This window comes from Propioniciclava soli (assembly GCF_038502305.1).
Taxonomy (GTDB): domain Bacteria; phylum Actinomycetota; class Actinomycetes; order Propionibacteriales; family Propionibacteriaceae; genus Propioniciclava; species Propioniciclava soli.
The window spans coordinates 704135-724026 of the sequence record NZ_CP115965.1; the positions used below are offsets into that span (position 1 = coordinate 704135).

General features: G+C 72.4%; 16 protein-coding genes and 1 tRNA gene. 10 read left to right on the forward strand and 7 right to left on the reverse strand.

The genetic code is table 11. The features are described 5' to 3' along the window. Positions 1-6: 6 nt before the first annotated feature. Entirely contained in the window at positions 7-2187 is a 2181-nt protein-coding gene (locus PCC79_RS03150) for a heavy metal translocating P-type ATPase (RefSeq protein WP_425325661.1), read from the reverse strand. Positions 2188-2291: 104 nt separating this feature from the next. Further along, positions 2292-4277: a cytochrome c oxidase assembly protein gene (locus PCC79_RS03155; RefSeq protein ID WP_342372980.1), complete on the reverse strand. Its 1986-nt coding sequence runs from the start codon at positions 4275-4277 to the stop codon at positions 2292-2294. A gap of 123 nt (positions 4278-4400) precedes the next feature. On the opposite strand from PCC79_RS03155, the gene gnd reads away from it, so the two are divergent. Then, a complete protein-coding gene (gene gnd, locus PCC79_RS03160) occupies positions 4401-5366 on the forward strand; it encodes a phosphogluconate dehydrogenase (NAD(+)-dependent, decarboxylating) (RefSeq protein WP_232549573.1) in 966 nt (321 codons plus the stop codon). A gap of 2 nt (positions 5367-5368) precedes the next feature. Here gnd and PCC79_RS03165 read toward each other — a convergent pair whose 3' ends face one another. The 4 genes from PCC79_RS03165 to PCC79_RS03180 all read right to left on the reverse strand — a co-directional run bounded on the left by PCC79_RS03165 (position 5369) and on the right by PCC79_RS03180 (position 10817). Further along, positions 5369-5896 (reverse strand): DNA-3-methyladenine glycosylase I, encoded by a 528-nt coding sequence (locus PCC79_RS03165; protein WP_232549574.1) that lies wholly within the window; start codon positions 5894-5896, stop codon positions 5369-5371. 23 nt (positions 5897-5919) lie between these two features. Next, entirely contained in the window at positions 5920-7380 is a 1461-nt protein-coding gene (locus tag PCC79_RS03170) for a uracil-xanthine permease family protein (protein ID WP_342372981.1), read from the reverse strand. A gap of 107 nt (positions 7381-7487) precedes the next feature. Continuing rightward, on the reverse strand, positions 7488-9107 hold the full coding sequence (locus tag PCC79_RS03175) for an ABC transporter substrate-binding protein (RefSeq protein WP_342372982.1): 1620 nt from the start codon (positions 9105-9107) through the stop codon (positions 7488-7490). Between the two features lie 144 nt (positions 9108-9251). Next, complete coding sequence (locus tag PCC79_RS03180; protein ID WP_342373586.1) at positions 9252-10817, reverse strand: dolichyl-phosphate-mannose--protein mannosyltransferase; 1566 nt, start codon at positions 10815-10817, stop codon at positions 9252-9254. A 144-nt stretch (positions 10818-10961) separates the two neighbouring features. On the opposite strand from PCC79_RS03180, the gene rsmI reads away from it, so the two are divergent. The 7 genes from rsmI (at position 10962) to PCC79_RS03215 (ending at position 18077) form a co-directional block, all read left to right on the forward strand. Then, the gene (gene rsmI, locus PCC79_RS03185) at positions 10962-11819 is read left to right on the forward strand and encodes a 16S rRNA (cytidine(1402)-2'-O)-methyltransferase (RefSeq protein WP_232549577.1); all 858 of its coding nucleotides are present in this window, start codon (positions 10962-10964) and stop codon (positions 11817-11819) included. Beyond that, positions 11816-12778 (forward strand): TatD family hydrolase, encoded by a 963-nt coding sequence (locus PCC79_RS03190; protein ID WP_232549578.1) that lies wholly within the window; start codon positions 11816-11818, stop codon positions 12776-12778. Before rsmI ends, PCC79_RS03190 begins: the two co-directional genes overlap by 4 nt. Then, on the forward strand, positions 12778-13623 hold the full coding sequence (gene rsmA, locus PCC79_RS03195; RefSeq protein WP_342372983.1) for a 16S rRNA (adenine(1518)-N(6)/adenine(1519)-N(6))-dimethyltransferase RsmA: 846 nt from the start codon (positions 12778-12780) through the stop codon (positions 13621-13623). Before PCC79_RS03190 ends, rsmA begins: the two co-directional genes overlap by 1 nt. Before the next feature lie 60 nt (positions 13624-13683). Further along, positions 13684-14628, forward strand: a complete 945-nt coding sequence (locus PCC79_RS03200) for a 4-(cytidine 5'-diphospho)-2-C-methyl-D-erythritol kinase (RefSeq protein WP_232549580.1) — start codon at positions 13684-13686, stop codon at positions 14626-14628. 67 nt (positions 14629-14695) lie between these two features. Then, complete coding sequence (locus PCC79_RS03205) at positions 14696-16318, forward strand: circularly permuted type 2 ATP-grasp protein (RefSeq protein ID WP_342372984.1); 1623 nt, start codon at positions 14696-14698, stop codon at positions 16316-16318. Further along, positions 16312-17235, forward strand: a complete 924-nt coding sequence (locus PCC79_RS03210; RefSeq protein ID WP_232549582.1) for an alpha-E domain-containing protein — start codon at positions 16312-16314, stop codon at positions 17233-17235. Before PCC79_RS03205 ends, PCC79_RS03210 begins: the two co-directional genes overlap by 7 nt. Next, on the forward strand, positions 17232-18077 hold the full coding sequence (locus tag PCC79_RS03215; RefSeq protein WP_342372985.1) for a transglutaminase family protein: 846 nt from the start codon (positions 17232-17234) through the stop codon (positions 18075-18077). The genes PCC79_RS03210 and PCC79_RS03215 overlap by 4 nt, the downstream gene beginning before the upstream one ends. Here PCC79_RS03215 and PCC79_RS03220 read toward each other — a convergent pair. After that, positions 18061-18720, reverse strand: coding sequence for a TetR/AcrR family transcriptional regulator (locus tag PCC79_RS03220; protein WP_232549658.1), 660 nt, complete (start codon positions 18718-18720; stop codon positions 18061-18063). The two genes, PCC79_RS03215 and PCC79_RS03220, sit on opposite strands and share 17 nt — an antisense overlap. A gap of 136 nt (positions 18721-18856) precedes the next feature. Here PCC79_RS03220 and PCC79_RS03225 point away from each other — a divergent pair. Then, positions 18857-18935 (forward strand) — tRNA-Gln (locus PCC79_RS03225). A 244-nt stretch (positions 18936-19179) separates the two neighbouring features. Further along, the gene (locus tag PCC79_RS03230; protein WP_232549584.1) at positions 19180-19869 is read left to right on the forward strand and encodes an SHOCT domain-containing protein; all 690 of its coding nucleotides are present in this window, start codon (positions 19180-19182) and stop codon (positions 19867-19869) included. The last annotated feature ends 23 nt before the right edge of the window (positions 19870-19892 follow it).

Sequence of the window (19892 nt, forward strand, 5' to 3'; positions counted from 1 at the left end):
TGACGTTCAGCGGCTGGGGTCGGCGCGACGTAGGCGCGTGGAGTTGGAGACCACGAACACGCTCGACAGGCTCATGGCGAACCCGGCGATCAGGGGGTTGAGCAGGCCGAGCGCGGCCAACGGGATCGCCGCGACGTTGTAGGCGAACGCCCAGACGAGATTGCCGCGGATGGTGCGCAGCGTGCGGCGGGCCAACACGATCGCGTCCCCGATCACGCCGAGGTGGCGGCGGACGAGGATGATGTCGGCCGACTTCATCGCCACATCGGTGCCCGAGACGACGGCCAGGCCCAGGTTCGCCGAGGCCAGCGCCGCGGCGTCGTTGATGCCGTCACCGACCATCGCGACGACGCGGCCCTCCGCCTGGAGCCGTTCGATCACGGCGGTCTTCTCGGTGGGGAGCACGCCGGCGATGACCTCATCGACCCCGACGGCGTGGGCGACTGCCTCCCCGGCGGACGCGTTGTCGCCCGTCAGCAGCACGGTGCGCAGGCCGAGTGCCTTGAGCCGCGCGATGGCCTCGGCCGCGGACTCCCGGAGCCGGTCGGTCAGCACGACGGTGCCGAGCACCACCGCGTCCACGGCCACCAACACCGGCGTGCACCCCTCCTCCTCGGCCGCGGCCACCACGGCGGTCACCGCCTCCGGAACCGCGACGTCGTGCTCGGCGAGCAGCGAGGCATTGCCCACCAGCACCCGCTGACCGGCCACCGTGCCGGACGCCCCCCGGCCTGGCACTGCGCGCACCCCGTCGGCCGGTGCCGCGTCCACCCCCACCTGCTCGGCGTGGCGGCCGATCGCGCGCGCGATCGGGTGCTCGGAGCGGGCCTCCACCGCCGCGGCGGCCGCCAGGACGGCGGCGGCGTCACCCCCCGCGGCCGGAACCACCTCGCGCACCCCCATCTCCCCGGAGGTGAGCGTGCCCGTCTTGTCGAGCACCACGGTGTCGATGACCCCGGACGCCTCGAGCGCGTCGGGGCCCTTGATCAGGATGCCGAGCTGGCCGCCGCGCCCCACGCCCGCCATGAGCGCCGTCGGCGTGGCCAGGCCCAACGCGCACGGGCAGGCGATGATGAGCACGCTCAACGCTGCGCTGAACGCCGCGCGCGGCCCGCCACCGACCGCGAACCAGGCGACGAGCGTCACGAGTGCGATCACCAGCACGGCGGGCACGAACCACGCGACGATCCGGTCCACGTGCGTCTGGACGCGCGACTTGCGCGCCTGGGCCTGCTCGGCCGTCGCCGCCATCTGCGCGAGCTGGGTGTGCGCGCCCACCCGGTCGGCCCGCACGATGAGCGCGCCGGTGGTGTTGATGGTGCCACCCAGCACGACGTCACCCTCGGTGACCTCCCGGGGCACGGGCTCGCCCGTCATCATCGAGGTGTCCAGCGCGCTCGAACCCAGCACGACCGTGCCGTCGGTGGCGATCCGCTCGCCCGGCAGCACCGCGAACCGGTCGCCCACCACCAGCTCGCCGATGCCGATCACCGACTCCACACCGTCGCGCACCACGCGCACCGTGGTCGGGGCCAGGCGCCCCAGCGCGGAGAGCACGCTGCGCGCGGAGCGTTTCGAACGGGCCTCCATGTAGCGGCCGCCCAGGAGGAACGTCGTGACCGCGGCCGCCACCTCGAGGTACAGGGAGTCCGCCCCGGCGGGGGCGATGCCGTAGCCCAGCCAGTAGCCCGAGGCGTCCGCTGAGCCGGTCACCACGGCCACCAGCGACCAGGTGAACGCGGCCAGGATCCCGAGCGACACCAGCGTGTCCATGCTCGTCGCACCGTGGCGCAGGTTGCGCCAGGCCGCCTTGTGGAACGGCCATGCGCACCAGAACACGACCGGCAGGGACGCGACCAGGAGCACCCACTCCCACCCGGGGAACCGCATCTGGGGGGCGAGCGCGAGCACGATCGCCACGTCGCCCAGGGGGACGGTGAGGAAGGCGGCCACGATGAGCCGGTTGCGCAGCAGCCGGACGCGGTCGGTGTAACCGGTCGACTCACCCTCGCCCACCGGGCTCGCGCCGTAACCGGCGGCCTCGACGACCGCGACCGCCTCTGCGGCCCGCTCGGGTGCCAGGCCCAGCACGACCGCGCGTTCGGTGGCGTAGTTGACCGTGGCGGTCACGCCCGGCATCTTGCCGAGCCTCTTCTCGATCCGGGCGGCACACGCCGCGCACGTCATGCCGGCCACGTCCAGCTCCACGCGTTGGTCGAGGCCGCTCGTCGGCGCGGCCGGGGCGGCCGGGTCCGCGTGCGTGGAGGCGGGGGCGGCCGGGGGAGTGCCGGTCATCGCTCGGGGGGCCGCAGCGCGGCCGCGCGACGCTCGCCGGCGTCCCGACGGGCCAGTTCGGCCAGCATGTCGTTGTAGGCGTCGAAGGAGTCGTCCTCACCCGCGTCGGCCGCCGTGTCGATCCGCTCGGCGTCCGCGGTGTCGGAGCGGAACCACTGCGCTGCCAAGGACACCAGCACGATGAACAGCGGCACCTCGCCGAGGATCCAGGTGGCCTGGCCGGCGGTGCTCTGGTCGGCCATCAGGTCGGGCAGCCAGGGCATGGCCAGCGTCTGGTAGAAGTCGGCGCCGATGAGGGCGCCGGAGCTGAGGATGCCGACCGCGAACATCGCGTGGAACGGCATGATCGAGATCACGAGCGCCAGCTTGATGAGGTGGGGGACCTCCCAGGCCGTCTTGTCGTGGCCGATGATCAGGTTGAAGAACAGATAGCCGGTGGTCGCGAAGAACAGCAGCATCAGCTGGTGGGCCCAGTGGTAGCGCATCAGCCACGGGAACAGCGGTGTGAAGTACACCAGGAACAGGCTGCCGACGTACGCCAGCCAGGCAACCGGCGGGCTGGTGGCCAGCTGCCAGGCCCGGTTCTGCTCGATCGCGACCAGCAGACCGCCGGGGCTCGTCGGCGCCGGGTCGGGCCCGGCGGCGGCGTGCGCCAGGCTGAGCGGCGCCCCGAGCACGGCGAGCACCGGCACGAGCATGTTGACGGTCATGTGCACCACCATGTGCCAGCTGTACATGACCGTGGAGTACTCCCACAGCCCGCTGAGCGCCAGATAGGCGAACAACAGCCACGCCGCGCACCAGGCCACGAGGCGTCCGAGGGGCCAGCGGACGCCGCGCAGCCGGGCCCGGCGCATGCCCCACAGGTACCAGCCCACCGCCGCCAGCCCCAGCACCACCCACAGGAGGTTCGGACGCCCCAGCCCCAGCAGACGTTCGAGGGTGGGGGCCACCGCCACCTCGTAGCCGAGGTAGTTGATCTGGATGTTCTGCGGCTCCAGGAACCGGGGGGTCGGAATGTGGTTCTCCGCGGCGGCGAAACCGAGCGCGAGCACGACCAGCACCACGTCACGCGTCACCGACCACAGGGCCCGGGCGGGACGCGTGGCGTCCAGCTCGCCGGTGAGCTGGCGCACCAGCCAGCTCACGAGCAGGGCGCCGAGCACCACGAACAGGCCGCCGATGCCGAGCCCGTAGAGATGGTCGGTGAGGCGTTGCCCGGCCAGCTGCTGCCACGCGACGACGAGCAGGCCGGCGCCGGTCAGGGCCACCAGGGCGGGCACGGACCGGTGGTGGCGGGCGACTGCCTCCGGGGTGCCGGCGACCAGCGCGGCGAAGGCGCCGGTGGCCAGCGGCACGAACGCCAGGGTCAGCACGACCGTGGCGTCCGTCGCCCAGTCGTGGTTCAGCCCCACCGTCACGTTGCCGGTGACGGCCACGAACAGCTGGGACAGCACCCCGGCGGCGAAACCGAGCGCGAGCGCACCGGTGTCGCGCCGGGTGTAGCTGACGAGCACGATGCCCAGCGCCACGAACGCGTTCGAGAGCCACGCGAGGGCGGAGGGGGTGGCGCCGAGGAACGTCCACCAACTGGCGGGCGTGAGCACCGTCCCCATCGGCACACCGTTGACGTAGGCGGGGTTGGTCACCGTGTTGAGCAGCGCCGCGGCGAACCAGACCTGCGCGGCGCGGCCCGCCACCCGCACCAGGCGCTCGTCGCGGCGGTGGACCAGCCGGGCCAGCACCGACCCCAGCGACACGAGCGCCGCGAGGCGTCCGGTGAGATCGGCGAGCAGCGAGGCCATGCCCGTGACGTGGTCGGCCTGGATGCGCGCCGGCAACGGCGGCCGGTCGCCCAGCACCAGGCCCAGCCACCACACGAAGACGTAGGCCACCACGGCGGCACCGGCGACGCTGCCCAGCATCGCCGGGCTCGGCAGCGCGGGGGTGCGGCGGCTGGGATGCGCTGCGGTGTGGGGCACCTGCGACTCCTCGGTCGGGTTCGGACGCGGGCGGGGGAGCCCCGAGTCTACTCCCGCCCGGGCACCCGGCGTCGCTAGGCTGGGTTCGCGCCGCGGCCGCGGCCACCAAGCGAGGAGGGCATCGTGCAACTGGGACTCATTGGGTTGGGCAAGATGGGCGGCAACATGCGGGAGCGTCTCCGCCGGGCGGGCCACACCGTCGTCGGGTTCGACACCAATCAGGAGATCTCCGACGCCACCGACCAGGCCGACATGGTGGCCCAGCTCACCGACAGCCCCCGCGTCGTGTGGGTGATGGTGCCGGCGGGGAAGATCACCGACAAGGTGCTCGAGGAGCTCGCCACCCACCTCGGCGAGGGCGACATCGTCATCGACGGTGGCAACAGCCCCTACACCGACGACGCCCGCCACGCCGAGCACCTGGGCAGCAAGGGCATCCACTTCATCGATTGCGGCGTCTCCGGCGGCGTGTGGGGCCTCGAGAACGGCTACGCCCTGATGTGCGGTGGCCCCGAGGAGGCCGTCGAGACGGTCATGCCGATCTTCGAGGCGCTCAAGCCCGAGGGCGACTTCGGCTTCGTCCACGCGGGCGACGCTGGCGCCGGCCACTTCGCCAAGATGGTGCACAACGGCATCGAGTACGGCCTCATGCAGGCCTACGCCGAGGGCTGGGAGCTGCTCGAGAAGGCCGGCATCGTCACCCACGTGCCCGAGGTGTTCGAGAGCTGGCGCGAGGGAACCGTCATCCGCTCGTGGTTGCTCGATCTCATGGTGCGCGCCATGGACGCCGACCCGCACCTGGCCGCCATCGAGGGCTACGCCGCGGATTCCGGCGAGGGCCGGTGGACCGTCAACGCCGCCGTCGACCTCGGCGTCCCGGTGCCCACCATCTCCGCGGCGCTCTTCGCGCGCTTCGTCAGCCAGCAGGAGGACAGCCCCACCATGAAGATGGTGGCGGCCATGCGCAACCAGTTCGGCGGCCACGCCGTCCGGGCCGAGGAGCCGAGCGACGTCAGCGTGCCCGTGGGCGACGCCTCCCCGCAGGACGCCGGCGCCGCCACGACGGCGGAGGTCGCCAACCCGAACTGAGCTCACGCCCGGTGCTCGAGGATGCCGATGGCCTCCATGAGCGCGTAGGCCGTGACGGGGCCCACGAACACGAAGCCGGCCTTCTTCAACGCGGACGCCAGCGCCCGGGACGCCGCTGACTGGCTGGGGCGGTCCGGGCCCGCGTCGGACTCCTCCGTCGGGTCGTCGGGCCGGAACGACCAGACGAGCTCGGCGAGGTCGACCCCGGTCTCTCGGAGCGCCACCGCGGCGCGGGCGTTCGTGATCGCCGCCTCGATCTTGCGGCGGTTGCGGACGATGCCCGCGTCGCCCAGGAGCCGTGCGACGTCGGTCTCGTCGAACCGGGCGACGACGTCGGGATCGAACCCGGCGAACGCATCCCGGAACGCGGGCCGCTTGCGCAGGATCGTCGCCCAGCTCAGGCCGGACTGGAACCCCTCCAGCACGATGCGCTCGTAGACGCCCGCCGCGTCGGTGACGGGGAGACCCCACTCGGTGTCGTAGTAGTGGCGCAGGAGGTCAGTGGCCTCGGCCCACGCAGGTCGCTTCATGCCCAGACATTAGGCCGCGCCTGTCACCCCTGGTCAGCGCCGGGTGACGGGGAATCGGGGCCGGCGTCCTCGGCGTAGGCCCCGGGTCGGTCGACGATGAGCACCGCGCCCTCGTGGCGGTTCTTCAGCTCCGCGGGCGCCAGCGCGCGCGCCAGGTGGTAGACGGCGACGGTCACGATCGTGCCCAGCGCGATGCCGCCGAGGGTGAAGCCGCCGCCGAGATCGAGGGAGACGTTGCCCACACCGATGATGATGCCGGCACTGACGGGCACCAGGTTGAGCGGGTTGCCGAAGTCGACGCCGTTCTCCTTCCAGATCTTGGCGCCGAGCAGGCCGATCATGCCGTAGAGCACCACGGTGATGCCGCCGAGCACCCCGGGCGGCGTCGCCGACACGATCGCCCCGAACTTGGGGCTGAACCCGAAGCCGATGGCCACCAGGGCCGCCACGACGTAGGCCGCCGAGGAGTACACCCGGGTGGCCGCCATGACGCCGATGTTCTCGGCGTAGGTCGTCGTCGGGCCCGCGCCCACGGCCGTCGCGAGCACGGACGCGGCGCCGTCGGCCCCGATGGCCCGGCCCATGACCGGGTCGAGATCCGCACCCGTCATCTCGGCCACCGCCTTCACGTGGCCGGTGTTCTCCGCGATGAGCGCGATCGTCACGGGCAACGCGATCAGCGCGAACGCCAGGTCGAACGTGGGCAGGTGGAAGCCCACCACGTTCGTGGTCGCCCCCAGCTGCCACGTGGCCAGGTCGGTGACCGGCGGCAGCCCGAACCAGTCGGCCGCCGCGACGCCCGACCAGTCGACCCGCGGCTGCGTCACGAGCTCACCGGCGTCGTTGGGGGCGGTCACCGGCCCGAACATGAGATCGAACAGCCAGCTCAGCACGTAGCCGGTGATGAGTGCCAGGAAGATCGCGATGCGGCCCGCGAACCCGCGCAGCCCCACGCTCAGCACCACCACGACGAGCATCGTGATCAACGCGACCCACTGGTCGCGCGGCCAGTAGGCGCTGGCCACGACCGGCGCGAGGTTGAATCCGATCAGCATCACGACCGCTCCGGTGACCACCGGCGGCAGCCAGCGGTGGATGACCCCGGAACCGGCGACGTGGATCACGACGCCGACGACGGCCAGCGTCACGCCCACCCAGAGCATCGCGCCCGTCACGTGGCTGGGGTTGCCGCCGGCCGCGTAGATCGCCGTCGCGACGCCCACGAAGGACGCCGAACTGCCGAGATAGCTCGGCACGCGGCCGCGGACCAGGGTGAGGAACAGCAGGGTCGCCACCCCCGACATCATCACCGCGAGCTGGGGGTTGAGGCCCATGAGCAGCGGGAAGACGAACGTGGCGCCGAACATGGCCACCACGTGCTGCGCACCTAACCCGATCGTCCGGCCCCAGCTCAGTCGTTCGTCCGGCGCCACCACCGCCCCCGGCCGGAGGTTTCCGTCACCGTGCAGCTTCCACAACGCCATCGCGCCCGCCTCCGCCTTCGTACCCCGTCTGAGCCGGCCCACCAGGAGCCGACCGCAATCTAGTGGTCCCCGGGTGGGGGTGGTTCACCCTGTCCACGGCGACCCGCTCAGGACTGCCAGCCGACGTCCTCCCACGCGGTCGTGGCGAACCCGCCGGCGCCGACGTTGGCCAGCCGGTTCCGCACCGCCACGACCTGGGGTTCCTGGTACAGCGGGATCGTCGCGACGTCCTCCCACAGCAGCCGCGAGAGCTGGTTCGCCTGGTCGACGCGACGCACCACGTCGGTCTCGGACGCCACCTTCACCACGTGCTCGGCCAGCGCCGGATCGGCCGCGGCGGGGAGGTGGGCCAGCGGGAACGCACCCACCGTGTGCTCCACCGGCACGATGTCGACGTCGGCAGCGGCGGCCGCCGCCGCGTCCGCGGTCTCGACGGCCTCCAGCCGGACGCCCAACGCGCCCCACTGCTCGGCCAGCAGCTCGAATTCCGTCGCCGCCCCCGGATCGTCGGCCGGCACGGCCATCGTCAGCGCCAGCACGTCACCGTCCCTCGCCAGCCCGCCCGCACCGGTCAGCGTCCAGCCCGCCGCGGCCAGTTCGGCGCGGGCGCGTTCGGCGTCCCACCCGAGCCCCGTCGCCAGGGCCTGGTCGGCGTAACCGGGCTGGTTGGGCAGCAACAGCGGGTCGGACCACACCCGCACGGGTGCGGCCAGCCCCGACACCTCGGTGCGGGCCAGAGCGTCACGGTCCGTGCCCAGCAGCAGCGCCCGCCGCACCGCCGCCTCCCCGAGCGGCCCGTCGCGGTCGAGACGCAACAGGCGGCCGGTCGGGGCGGGTGCCTGGCGCACGGTGGCATCGGTCGCCCCCCGCACCTTCTCACCGACCGCCTCGTCGGCGCCCACGTCCAGCAGGTCGAGCTCGTTGTTGCGGAACGCGGCGGGGGCGACCGCATCGCCGAGGGTGCGGAAGACGATGCGCGTCAGCCGCGGCGCATCACCCCACCACTGCGGGTTGCGCTCCAGGGTCACGACCCCCTGGTGTGCGTCCACGTGGGTGATCGTGAACGGCCCGGCGTGGCGCGCCGGGTCGAACGATGACCAGGCGAACGCCTCGGCGTCCGTCACCGTGGCTGCCCGCAGCACCCCCGGGGCCAGCGGCTCGGCCCAGTCGGGCACGTGGCCGTCGAAATCCACGACGACGGTGTGGGAGTCGCCGCCCTCGGCCACCGCGGTGACGTCCGCCCAGCGTCGGGTGGCGGACGGGGTGACGCCCGGCGTCCGCCCGGACAGGGCGTGCCACGTCGCGATCCAGTCCTCGGCGGTCACCGGGGCGCCGTCACCCCAGCGGGCGGCCGGGTTGAGGTGCAGCGTCACGCGCGTGTGACCCGCGTGGCTCACCTCGGCCGACGCGAGCACGTCGGGGTTGGGGGTCGCCCGGCCCGCCGCGTCGAGCACGAACGTGGGGCTGGTGAGCGGCCCGGTGAGGGCGCGCAGATCGGCGGTGGCGCCGTCCGGGTGGTCGGGGTTCCACTGGGCCGGGATGTCCCGCAGCCGCAGCCGCAGGGTGCCGCCGTCGCTCAGCGTCTCGCGTGCCGTCGCGTTGATGTCGGCGGGCGCGTCCGCGGTGACGGTCGGCTCCGGGGTGGGCGGGGCGTCCGGCTCGCCGGAGCAGCCGGCGAACACGGCAGCCAGGAGGGCACCGGCCACTGCGACGCGCCACGGGGGCATGGCCGGACCTCCAACAGATCAATCACACGGTGGGTGGGCGCCCCACGCTACCGGCCGGGACCCGGCCATCGGACGCGGCCAGATCACGGTTTCATCGCGGTTTGGGCACGACGCCCCCGCGCTCTGCTCGGCGCCCCCGCATGCTCAGATCCAGCTGCGCAGCCACATCCGAGCCAACCAGTCGGGGTGGGGCAGCAGCTGGTCGGTCAGGACGGGGTAGAGGTAGGCGAAGTTGGCCACCACCAGCCCGACGGCGACCCCGGCGATGATGCCACCGCGCCGGCGTCCGGGCCCGTCGACCGGGCCGACGACCAGCCCCAGCACCATCGCCAGGGCGATGCAGGTGAACGGAATGATGGTGATCGCGTAGAAGAAGAACGTCGGCCGGTCGGTGGAGGCGAACCACGGCAGATAGGTGGCCAGGGCGCCCAGCACGGGGACGCCGAAGCGCCAGTCACGCCCGGCGACCCACCAGACGATCGCCACGACGAGGGCGATCGCCGCCATCCACCACAGCACTGGGGTGCCCATGCCGCTGATGACGCGCAGGCAGTTGTCCGGGCCCAGGCACCCGTCCGTGCCGGGCGCGATGTCGTTCACCGCGTCGATCCCCGTCGGGCGCAGCATGAGCAGCCAGCCCGCGGGGTGGGCGTCGTAGGGGTGCGTCTGTTCGCGGATGTAGGAGCCGGTGTGGAAGTTGAAGATGTCGCGGTGGTAGTTCAGCAGGGACGCCAGCCCCTGGCCGAACGCCGAGACCCACGGGTCGTCGGGGTGGTCGGCTCCCCAGCCGCGGCCCCAGCCGCCGGTGGTCTGCAGCCAGCGCGTCCAGGTGGCCAGGTAGGTGAGGGCGGCCGTGACCACCATCGCGACGAAGGCGGGCAGGCCGTCGAGCACCAGCGCCAGCCACGACCGGAACCCCGCGCCCGCGAGCCGCCGGGCCCCGACGTCCCACAGCACCGACACGATCCCGAACACCGCCAGCACGAAGATCGAGTTCCACTTGCACGCCGCGGCGCAGCCGAACAGGACGCCGGCCGTCCACCGCCACGGCCGCCACCACACCATCGGGCCGAACGTGCCGGCGAGCGACGTGAGCCCCCGGCGCTCCATCGCGTCGGCGAGGCGGTGGCGGGCGTGGTCCCGGTCCGCCACCACCGCGGCCACCGCCATGACGAGGAACGTGGCCTGGAAGATGTCGAGCAGCGCGATGCGGCTCATGGTGAACGCCAGGCCGTCGAAGGTGAGCAGAATGCCCGCGGTCGCGCCCACCAGCGTCGAGCGGGAGACGCGGCGCGCCAGCCGGATGGTCGCGGCGACCAGCAGGGCACCGAACACCACCGCCACGATGCGCCAGCCGAAGCTGTTCATGCCGAACAGGTACTCACCGAACGCGATCAACCACTTGCCGAGTGGTGGGTGGACGACGAAGGAGGCCCGATCGCTCAGCCCGGAGAGGTCGCCGGTGAGGATCTGGGCGTTGGCGCCCTCCGCCCACGTGCCCTCATACCCGTACTGCAGCAGCGACCACGCCTCCTTGGCGTAGTAGCTCTCGTCGAACACCAGCTTGTTCTCCGGCCGCGCCACGTTGACCAGCCGGAGGAAGAACGCCAGCGCCGCGATGCCGATCGTCACCCCCCAGGACGCGAGCTCGTCGGTGGGCTGCCAGGCGCGCAGTCGCTCGATCGCGGCCGGACGCCGACGCTCCGGCAGGGTCGCGCCGGCCAGTGCGTCGGCCGGTGGGACGACCGGTGCCGAGGTGCTGCTCACCGGGCCATGCTAACCACGGGGCACCAGCCGCGGGTGGCGGACGCCCGCGGCCCGGGCGCTGTCGGTGGGGTGGGCCATACTGGGCCGGTGACCTCCTCCCAGACCCCCGACGGGCTGCTCGTGCTGGCAGCCACCCCCATCGGGGACGCCGCGGACGCCAGCCCGGCGCTGGTGCGCGCGCTCACCGGGGCCGATGTCATCGCGGCGGAGGACACCCGACGGCTCCGGGACCTGTGCCGCCGGCTGGGGGTCGAGTTCTCGGCCCGCGTCGTGTCCTACTTCGACGGCAACGAGGCCTCCCGCGTCGGTGGGCTGCTGGACGCGTTGTCCGACGGTGCCACGGTGGTGGTGGCCACCGACGCCGGCATGCCCAGCGTGTCCGACCCCGGGTTCCGCATCACGGCCGCCGCCATCGAAGCCGGGGTGCGCGTCACGGCCGTTCCTGGCCCCTCGGCCGTGCTGACCGCGCTCGCCCTGTCGGGGTTGCCCACCGATCGCTTCTGTTTCGAGGGCTTCGCCCCGCGCAAGGCGGGGGAGCGGGCGCGCCGGCTGGCGGGGTTGGCGTCCGAGGAGCGGACGATGGTGTTCTTCGAGGCCCCGCACCGGCTGGCCGACTTCCTCGCCGCCGCCCGCGACGCCTTCGGTGACGAACGCCCCGCCGCCGTGTGCCGCGAGCTCACCAAGACCTACGAGGAGGTCGTTCGCCTGCCGCTGGGCGAGCTGGCCGCCTGGGCCACCGGCACGGTGCGCGGCGAGGTCACCGTGGTCGTCGCCGGGGCGTCCGGCCCCGCGATGACCGAGGCGGACGCCGTCGAGGCCGTCCTCGCCCGCGTCCGCGACGGCGAGCGGATTAAGGACGCGGTGGCCCACGTCGCGGGGGCCGCCGGCCTGGCCAAGGGCGATCTCTACGCGGCCGCCGTCGCCGCCCGGAAGGAGAACGCGTGACCGACAAGCCGCTTCCCCAGGCCCCCGAGGCGCTCCCGGTGCCCACCACCGATGCGCACACCCACCTCACCACCACCGCGCGGGCGACCGGCCTGGCCCCTGCCGACGCGTTGGCGCACGCCCGGGCCGTCGGCGTCCACCGGGTCGTCGACGTGGGGTACGACCCGGCGTCATCCGCCGCGGCCCTGGCGCTGGCCACCGAGCACCCCGAGGTGGTGGCGACCGTCGCGATCCACCCCCACGACGCCGTCGAGCTGGGGGAGGGGCTCGATGAGGCGCTGCGGGAGGTCGAAGCGCTGCTGGGCGCCCCCGGTGCCGTGGATGCCACCGCCACCGGGGCCCGCGGCCGGATCCGTGGCGTGGGGGAGACCGGCCTCGACCATTACTGGGTGAAGGACCCCGCCGAGCGGGCGCGCCAGCGCGACGCCTTCGCCACCCAGATCGGTTGGGCGCACGCCCACGACCTGGCGCTCGTCATCCACGACCGCGACGCCCATGCCGACCTCGTCGACGTGCTGGACGCCCAGGGCTGGCCCGCCCGCGTCCAGATGCACTGCTTCTCCGGCGACGCCGCCTTCGCCCGCCGCTGCCTGGACGGCGGCGCCCACCTCTCCTTCCCCGGCACCGTGACCTTCAAGGCCAACGAACACCTCCGCGAGGCGCTGCGCCTCACCCCGCTCGACCGCCTCCTCGTCGAGACCGACGCCCCCTACCTCACGCCCGCGCCGCTGCGCGGGCGTCCCAACGCCAGCTACCTGCTTCCGCACACCGTGCGGTTCATCGCGGATGTGCGCGGCGTCGACCTCGCCGAGCTCTGCGCCCAGCTGGACGCCAACGCCACCGCCCTGTTCGGGGACTGGGGCACTGCTGCCGAGAACACTGCTGTCGAGAACACTGCTGTCGAGAACACTGCTGTCGGGCGCACTGCTGACGGCGCAACCGGGGGAGGGCGGGGCTGATGCTGTTGGATCCGCGCACCATCCGCGAGCTCGCTGCCTCGCTCGACCTGCGGCCCACCAAGCAGCGTGGCCAGAACTTCGTCCACGACCCCAACACCGTGCGCCGCATCGTCGCCGCCTCGGGCATCGGCGCCGACGACGTCGTGCTCGAGATCGGCCCCGGCCTGGGCTCGCTCACGCTCGGGCTGCTCGAGGTGGCCCGCCACGTGAGCGTCGTCGAGATCGAGGACGCCCTCGCCCAACGCCTGCCCCGCACGGTCGCGGAGCGGATGCCCGAGGCGGCCGAGCGGCTCACCGTCGTCGCGGCGGACGCGCTGCGCGTCGACACCCTGCCCGATCCGCAGCCCACCGCGGTGGTGGCCAACCTGCCCTACAACGTCAGCGTGCCGGTCATCCTGCACGTGATGGAGCGGTTCGACTCCGTGACCCGGGGCCTGGTGATGGTGCAGCTCGAGGTCGCCGACCGCCTGGCCGCCCCGCCGGGCAGCCGCACCTACGGCGTCCCCAGCGCCAAGCTCGCCTGGTATGCCGAGGCCCGCCGCGTCGGCACCGTGCCGCCCACCGTGTTCTGGCCGGTGCCGAACGTCGACTCCGGTCTCGTCGCGCTGACCCGCCGCGAGCCGCCGGACACCACGGCCGCGCGCCGGGACGTGTTCACCGTGATCGACGCGGCCTTCGCCCAGCGGCGCAAGATGCTGCGCGGCGCCCTGGCCGGGCTGTTCGGTTCGTCGGCGGACGCCGCCGCCGCGCTGGAGCGGGCCGGCGTCGACCCCCAGGCCCGCGGCGAGGTGCTGGGCGTCGCCGACTTCGCCCGCATCGCCGAACAGCTGCCCCCCAGCCGCTGACGGGGCCCCGATTCGGCCCCCCTGTTCCCACCCGGGGTGCGCGACTGGTAGGAAAGGCCCATGACTCCGCTGAGCACCCTCGCCCCGGGCAGTGGCTGGGTGAAGGTGCGCGCCTCGGGCAAGGTGAACCTGGCCCTGCGCGTCGGGGCTCCCCGGGAGGACGGCTACCACCCGCTCGCCACGGTCTTCCAGGCGCTGAGCCTGTTCGACGACCTGGGCGTCCGGGCCGCGGCACCCGGTCACTACTCGGTGCGCGTCGCGGGCGCGCAGGCCGATCGGGTGCCGACGGACGCCAGCAACCTCGCCGTGCGCGCCGCCCGCCTGCTGGCCGAGCACCACGGCGGGGCGCAGGAGCGCGGCGTCGAGATCGTGATCCGCAAGACCATCCCGGTCACCGGGGGCATGGCGGGTGGGTCCGCGAACGCCGCGGCGGCGCTCGTCGCGTGCGCCGAGCTCTGGGGCATCGACGTCTCGCCCGACGAGTTGGCCGGCCTGGGCGCCCAGCTCGGGGCGGACGTGCCGTTCTCCCTGCGCGGCTCCACCGCCCTGGGCACCGGACGCGGCGACGAGCTCGTCCCCGTCCTCAGCCGCGGCAGCTACCACTGGGTGCTCGCCCTGCCCGAGTTCGAGCTCTCGACGCCCGCGGTGTTTCGCCGCTTCGACGCCCTCTTCCCCGGCGCGCCCGCGGCCCCGCCCCCGGTGCCGGAGGCGTTGCTCGAGGGGTTGGCCTGTGGTGACCCGGCCCGCGTGGCCGAGCATCTCGTCAACGACCTGCAGCCCGCGGCGCTCGACCTGCAGCCGGCCCTGGGGGATCTGCTGGACGCCGGGCTGGAGCGGGGCGCCCTCGCCGGCATCGTCTCCGGTTCGGGGCCGACGTGCGCCTTCCTCGCCCCGCACGAGGACGCCGCGGTTCGGTTGTCGGTCGCCCTCGGCGGGCTGGGGCTGTGCCGCGAGGTGCGGCGGGCGTCCGGCCCCGCTCCGGGTGCCCGATTGCAGGCCGGCTGAGCCGAGCCGCGGCACGATCCGGGTGGAAGTAACGCCCTTGTAACCCGCCGATCCCTATTGTGATCCCATGGCGCTGTTCGACACCTACCCGCAGGGGCGGGCCTGGGACGAGATGATCGACCGCGAAGGCGGCCCGCGCCCGCAGTACGAGGTCATGTTCGACACGCTCAGCAGGCTCGGCCCCGAGCACCTGGCGTCCCGCGCCGACCAGCTCGCGCGCAGCTATGTCGACCAGGGTGTGACCTTCGACTACGCGGGCGAGGAGCGGGCGTTCCCGCTGGATCTCGTCCCCCGGATCATCCCGGCCGAGGACTGGGACGTCATCGACCGCGGCGTGCAGCAGCGCGTCCGGGCCCTGGAGTCCTTCCTCGACGATGTGTACCTCCGCGAGGGCGGCCTGCCGCGTGTGGTCAGCGACGGCATCCTGCCCCACGAGATCATCGTGTCCTCCCACCACTTCCACCGCGCGGTCGCCGGCATCCGCCCCCACAACGGGGTTCGGGTCCACGTGTCGGGCATCGATCTCATCCGCGACGAGCAGGGCACGTTCCGCGTGTTGGAGGACAACGTGCGTGTGCCCTCCGGCGTCAGCTACGTCATCAGCAACCGCCGCGCCCTGACCAACACGTTCCCCGAGGCGTTCAGCACCCTGCGGATCCGCCAGGTGCACGACTACCCGCGGACGCTGCTGCGCGCCCTGCGCGCCGCGGCGCCCGACGGCAACCCCAACCCCACCGTGGTCGTGATGACCCCGGGCGTCTACAACTCGGCCTACTTCGAGCACTCCCTGCTGGCCCGCATGATGGGCGTCGAACTCGTCGAGGGGCGCGACCTCATCTGCACCGGTGGCACCGTCCGCATGCGGACGACCCGGGGCGACCAGCAGGTCGACGTCATCTACCGCCGCGTCGACGACGACTTCCTCGACCCGGTGCACTTCCGCTCCGACTCGCTCCTCGGCTGCCCGGGCCTGCTCAACGCCGTCCGTGCCGGACGCGTCACGATCGCCAACGCGGTCGGCAACGGCGTGGCCGACGACAAGCTCGTCTACAGCTACGTGCCCGATTTCATCTCCTACTACCTGGATGAGGATCCGATCCTCCCCAACGTCGACACGTTCCGGTGCAACGAGCCCGCCGCGCTGAGCCACGTCCTTGCGAACGTGGACAAGATGGTGGTGAAACCCGTGGACGGCTCCGGTGGCAAGGGGCTGGTGATCGGCGAGACGGCCGACCGAGCCACCCTGGACGCCCTCTGTGACCGGCTGCGGCACGATCCGCGGGGCTGGATCGCCCAGCCCATCGTGCAGCTCTCGACCGTGCCGACCCTCATCGACGGCGACCTGCGCCCCCGCCACGTCGATCTGCGCCCGTTCGCCGTCAACGACGGCGAGACCATCACTGTGCTGCCCGGCGGCCTCACCCGCGTGGCGCTGCCCGAGGGCCAGCTCGTCGTGAACAGCTCCCAGGGCGGCGGGTCGAAGGACACCTGGGTGCTCGAGCCGGACGCGTCCGCCGCCGAGCCGGTGGAGGAGGACTCCCTCGAGACCAAGGAGGTCATCGTGATGACGCCGCCCGCCGTCTACACCGAGGGCCCCGTCCGGTCGGTGAAGGAACAGACGAAGCAGCAACAGCAGGCCGAGCAGTACCCGCGGAGCGGGGCCGCAGCGGCGGGGGTGGCGCCGTGCTGAGCCGGATCGCCGAATCCCTGTTCTGGATCGGCCGCTACGTCGAGCGCGTCGACGGCACGGCCCGCCTCGTCGACGTCGTCCGGCTCGACCAGCTGGAGGGCGGCTACGGTGCCCACGGCCAGTCGGTCGGCAGCGTCCTCGGCGTGCTCGGCGGCGAGGTGGGCGACGACTTCGTCAGCTACGACGCCCTGCGTGAGAACCTCGTGTTCGACGCCGCCAACCTCAGCTCGATCACCGGCTCGTGGAACGCCGCGCGCGACAACGCCCGCCGCGCCCGCGAGACCGTCTCGACCGACCTGTGGGAGGCCATCAACACCGCCTGGCTGCGGTGGGGGAGGTTGGGCCCGCCCGACGGCACCGCCCGTCACCTCGCGTGGGCGCGCGAGCGTGCCATCCTGGTCGCCGGCATCGCCGACTCCACGATGAGCCACGACGACGCCTGGGACTTCCTGGTGCTGGGCCGCTACCTCGAACGCGCCGACATGACCGCGCGCATCATCAGCACCGGAACGTTGCCGACCGGCGCGCTGTCGTGGCAGTCGGTGCTCAGCTCCTGCGGCGGCAACCAGGCCTTCATGCGCAGCGCGTCCGGGCTGTTCACCGACCGTGCCGTGGCGACGTTCCTCGTCCTCAACCGCGAGTTCCCGCGCTCCGTCCTCCACGCGCTCGTGCAGGCCGAGGACGCCCTCACCCGCCTGGAACCCGAGCACCTGAACGTGGGCTTCGGCAACGATGCCCGGCGGCTGCTCGGCCGGATCCGCACCTCGCTGGAGTACCGCCTGCCCGAGAACGTCATCAACGAGCTGCCCCAGCAGATGGTGCGCGTCCAGCAGATGGTCTCCGCCGTCGCGGACTCCGTCGCCCACCGCTACTTCCCGAGCGAGGCCGAGCAGACGTGGATGGAGGAGATCCGATGAGCACCCGGCGCTACCGCGTCGTCCACACCTCGACGTACGCCTACACCGGCCCGATCAGCGCCTCGCACAACGAGATTCGCATGACGCCGCTGACCGAGGAACACCAGGTGACCCTCGAGAGCCGGTTGCGCATCCGGCCCCTGACCTGGAGTCATACCTACAAGGACTACTGGGGCACCAGCGTCACGGCCCTCGAGACGGCCGGGCTGCACGAGTCGCTCGAGCTCGAGGCCATCTCGACCGTGGAGTGCTCGGACGCCGACCGGCCGCAGCCCGACACGTCGTGGGAGGAGCTGCGCTCCGAGGAGACGCGCGACCGCTGCTGGGAGTGGCTCTCCTTCCGCGCCCGCACGGCGCTTCCGGACGACCTGCTCGCCTGGTTCTCCGAGCAGGTGGAGGGCCTCGACCCCGTCGCGGCCGTCGCCCGCGCGGTCGACCTGATCCACGAGCATCTCGCCTACGAGGCCGGCGTCACCGTCGCCACCACGAACGCCGCCGAGGCGTGGGAGGCGCACAAGGGCGTCTGCCAGGACTTCGTCCACATCACGCTCGGCGTGTTGCGCCACCTCGGCGTCCCGGCCCGTTACGTCTCGGGGTACCTCACGCCCGACTCGGACGCCCCCGTCGGCGAGGCGATCGTGGGGGAGAGCCACGCGTGGGTCGAGTGGTTCGGCGGGGCTTGGCTCGGGATCGACCCCACCAACCTGCGCGCCGTCGGCGTCGACCACATCGTCGTGGCGCGCGGCCGCGACTACGACGACGTCGCACCGTTCACCGGGGTCTACCTCGGCGACGAGGAGGGCGAGCTCTCCGTCGAGGTCACCGTCACGCGGTTGAGCTGAGCGGCGCGTCGTCCACATCGGCCTCGGACGCGTCCGCGGGGAGCTTGAGGGACGGACGGGAGTCGAGGCCCCGCAGGCCGTTCCAGGTGAGGTTCACCAGGTGCGCGGCGACCTCCGGCTTCGTCAGCGACGTCGTCTCGCGGGCGTCCACCCACCACTGGCCGGCCAACGCCACCAGACCCACCAGCATCTGGCTGTACAGGGGCGCCGTGTTCGGGTCGAACCCGCGGCGGGCGAACTGCGCCGCCAGCAGCCCCTCCACCCGGCTCGCGATGCCCGACAGGATCGTCGTGAACGTGCCCCCCGCCGAGTAGGGCGAAGAGTCGCGGCTGATGATGCGGAACCCGTCCGGGTTCTCCTCCAGATAGTCGAGCAACGCGAGCGTGCCCAGCTCGATCAGCCCCCGCGGGCTCACATCCGGTCGTGAAATGGCGTCATGGATCGAGTCGTGCAGCGTCCGAACCTCGCGGTCGACGACCACGGCGTACAACCCTTCCTTGCCGCCGAAGTGCTCGTAGACGACCGGCTTGCTGACCCCGGCGTGCGCCGCGATCTCCTCCACGCTGGTGCCTTCGAGCCCCTTCTCCGCGAACAGCCCGCGCGCCACCTCCACCAACTGCTCACGCCGCTCGGCCCGCGTCATGCGGACGCGGCCGCGTCGCGTCCTGCCGGGGTGGGGAGCGTTCGTCACCCCCCCATTCTCTCGCGTCGAGGCAAGCCAGCGCCAATGGACCGACCCGGGGCCGCTAGACTCGACGGGTCCGCGGGATCGCGGGCGAACCCCGGTTGGTCTTTCGGCAGGGCCCGCCTGACTTTGAATCAGGATCAGCGCAGTAGGTTCGACTCCTACCCGGGGTGCTGGATGCCGCACTGCGGGCCTGGTGAGCAGGGCAGCCTTCCGCTCCCCTCGGGTTCCCGCTCGGCCGTGTGGTGCCGGGTCGCAAACGCCGACGTTGACCCAAGCCGGAATTCAGCATTCGTGACATGGCGCGTTCACCAGAGCTCGCAGTGGCTTACCCCTAGGCTGGGCAGGCGTGGGCGCTGGGCGATCGCGCTGGCCGGTATCAGGACGACCATGGAGCAGGGTCGCAAAGGAGGAATTATGGGTGCTGTGGCGGGATGGTACGACGACGGCTCGGGGCGTCCGCGGTGGTGGGATGGCGAGCAGTGGACGGATCGCTATGCAGATCAAGAAGGTGGTGTGGCCGGTGCGAGCGGCGCCGCCCGGACGATGATGGGCAACCTGACCGAGAAGCGCGATCCCGCCCAGGAGCCCGACAATCTGTGGTGGGCTGTTGGGAAACCCGTCAGCGGGATCGGGGGCGGGCGGTACCGCCTCACGCAGGACTACCTGATCTTCGAGAAGGGTGTGCTCTCCACGCGGAGCCAGCAAATCCGGGTTCACGAGATCTTTGATGTAGACGCGACGCAGACGATGACGCAAAAGGCCCGGGGAGTGGGATCCGTCGCGCTCTGGGCTCAACGGCCCGGCGGTTGGGAGCGCGTCGTCTTGGAGGACATTGACAATTTCCGCGAAGGCGTCAGCGTGATCAACCAAGTCGCAGACGCGGCCCGTCAGCGGATGCTGACGCGACAGAACACCCAACACCTCAACTACAACGGCAGTACGCCGCCGGCGTCTGCTGGGCCCGCACCGGCAGCCGCGCAGCCCACGGTCTCAGCAAGTACGGGGCTGAATGATGAGATTGCCAGACTCGCTGATCTGCATGAGCGAGGCATTCTTGACGATGCTGAGTTCGCCGCAGCCAAGCGCAAGCTGCTCGGTCTGTAGGAGACTGAATCGGCAGCTGTTGA

Bases quoted from the DNA above. Each gene is read 5' to 3' on its own strand.
- PCC79_RS03215 (WP_342372985.1), top strand. From the start codon at position 17,232: ATGAGCACCCGGCGCTACCGCGTCGTCCACACCTCGACGTACGCCTAC.
- PCC79_RS03165 (WP_232549574.1), bottom strand. From the start codon at position 5,896: ATGAAGCGACCTGCGTGGGCCGAGGCCACTGACCTCCTGCGCCACTAC.
- PCC79_RS03170 (WP_342372981.1), bottom strand. From the start codon at position 7,380: ATGGCGTTGTGGAAGCTGCACGGTGACGGAAACCTCCGGCCGGGGGCG.
- PCC79_RS03175 (WP_342372982.1), bottom strand. From the start codon at position 9,107: ATGCCCCCGTGGCGCGTCGCAGTGGCCGGTGCCCTCCTGGCTGCCGTG.
- PCC79_RS03230 (WP_232549584.1), top strand. From the start codon at position 19,180: ATGGGTGCTGTGGCGGGATGGTACGACGACGGCTCGGGGCGTCCGCGG.
- PCC79_RS03205 (WP_342372984.1), top strand. From the start codon at position 14,696: ATGGCGCTGTTCGACACCTACCCGCAGGGGCGGGCCTGGGACGAGATG.
- PCC79_RS03200 (WP_232549580.1), top strand. From the start codon at position 13,684: ATGACTCCGCTGAGCACCCTCGCCCCGGGCAGTGGCTGGGTGAAGGTG.
- PCC79_RS03150 (WP_425325661.1), bottom strand. From the start codon at position 2,187: ATGACGTGCGCGGCGTGTGCCGCCCGGATCGAGAAGAGGCTCGGCAAG.
- rsmA (WP_342372983.1), top strand. From the start codon at position 12,778: ATGCTGTTGGATCCGCGCACCATCCGCGAGCTCGCTGCCTCGCTCGAC.
- PCC79_RS03220 (WP_232549658.1), bottom strand. From the start codon at position 18,720: ATGACGCGGGCCGAGCGGCGTGAGCAGTTGGTGGAGGTGGCGCGCGGG.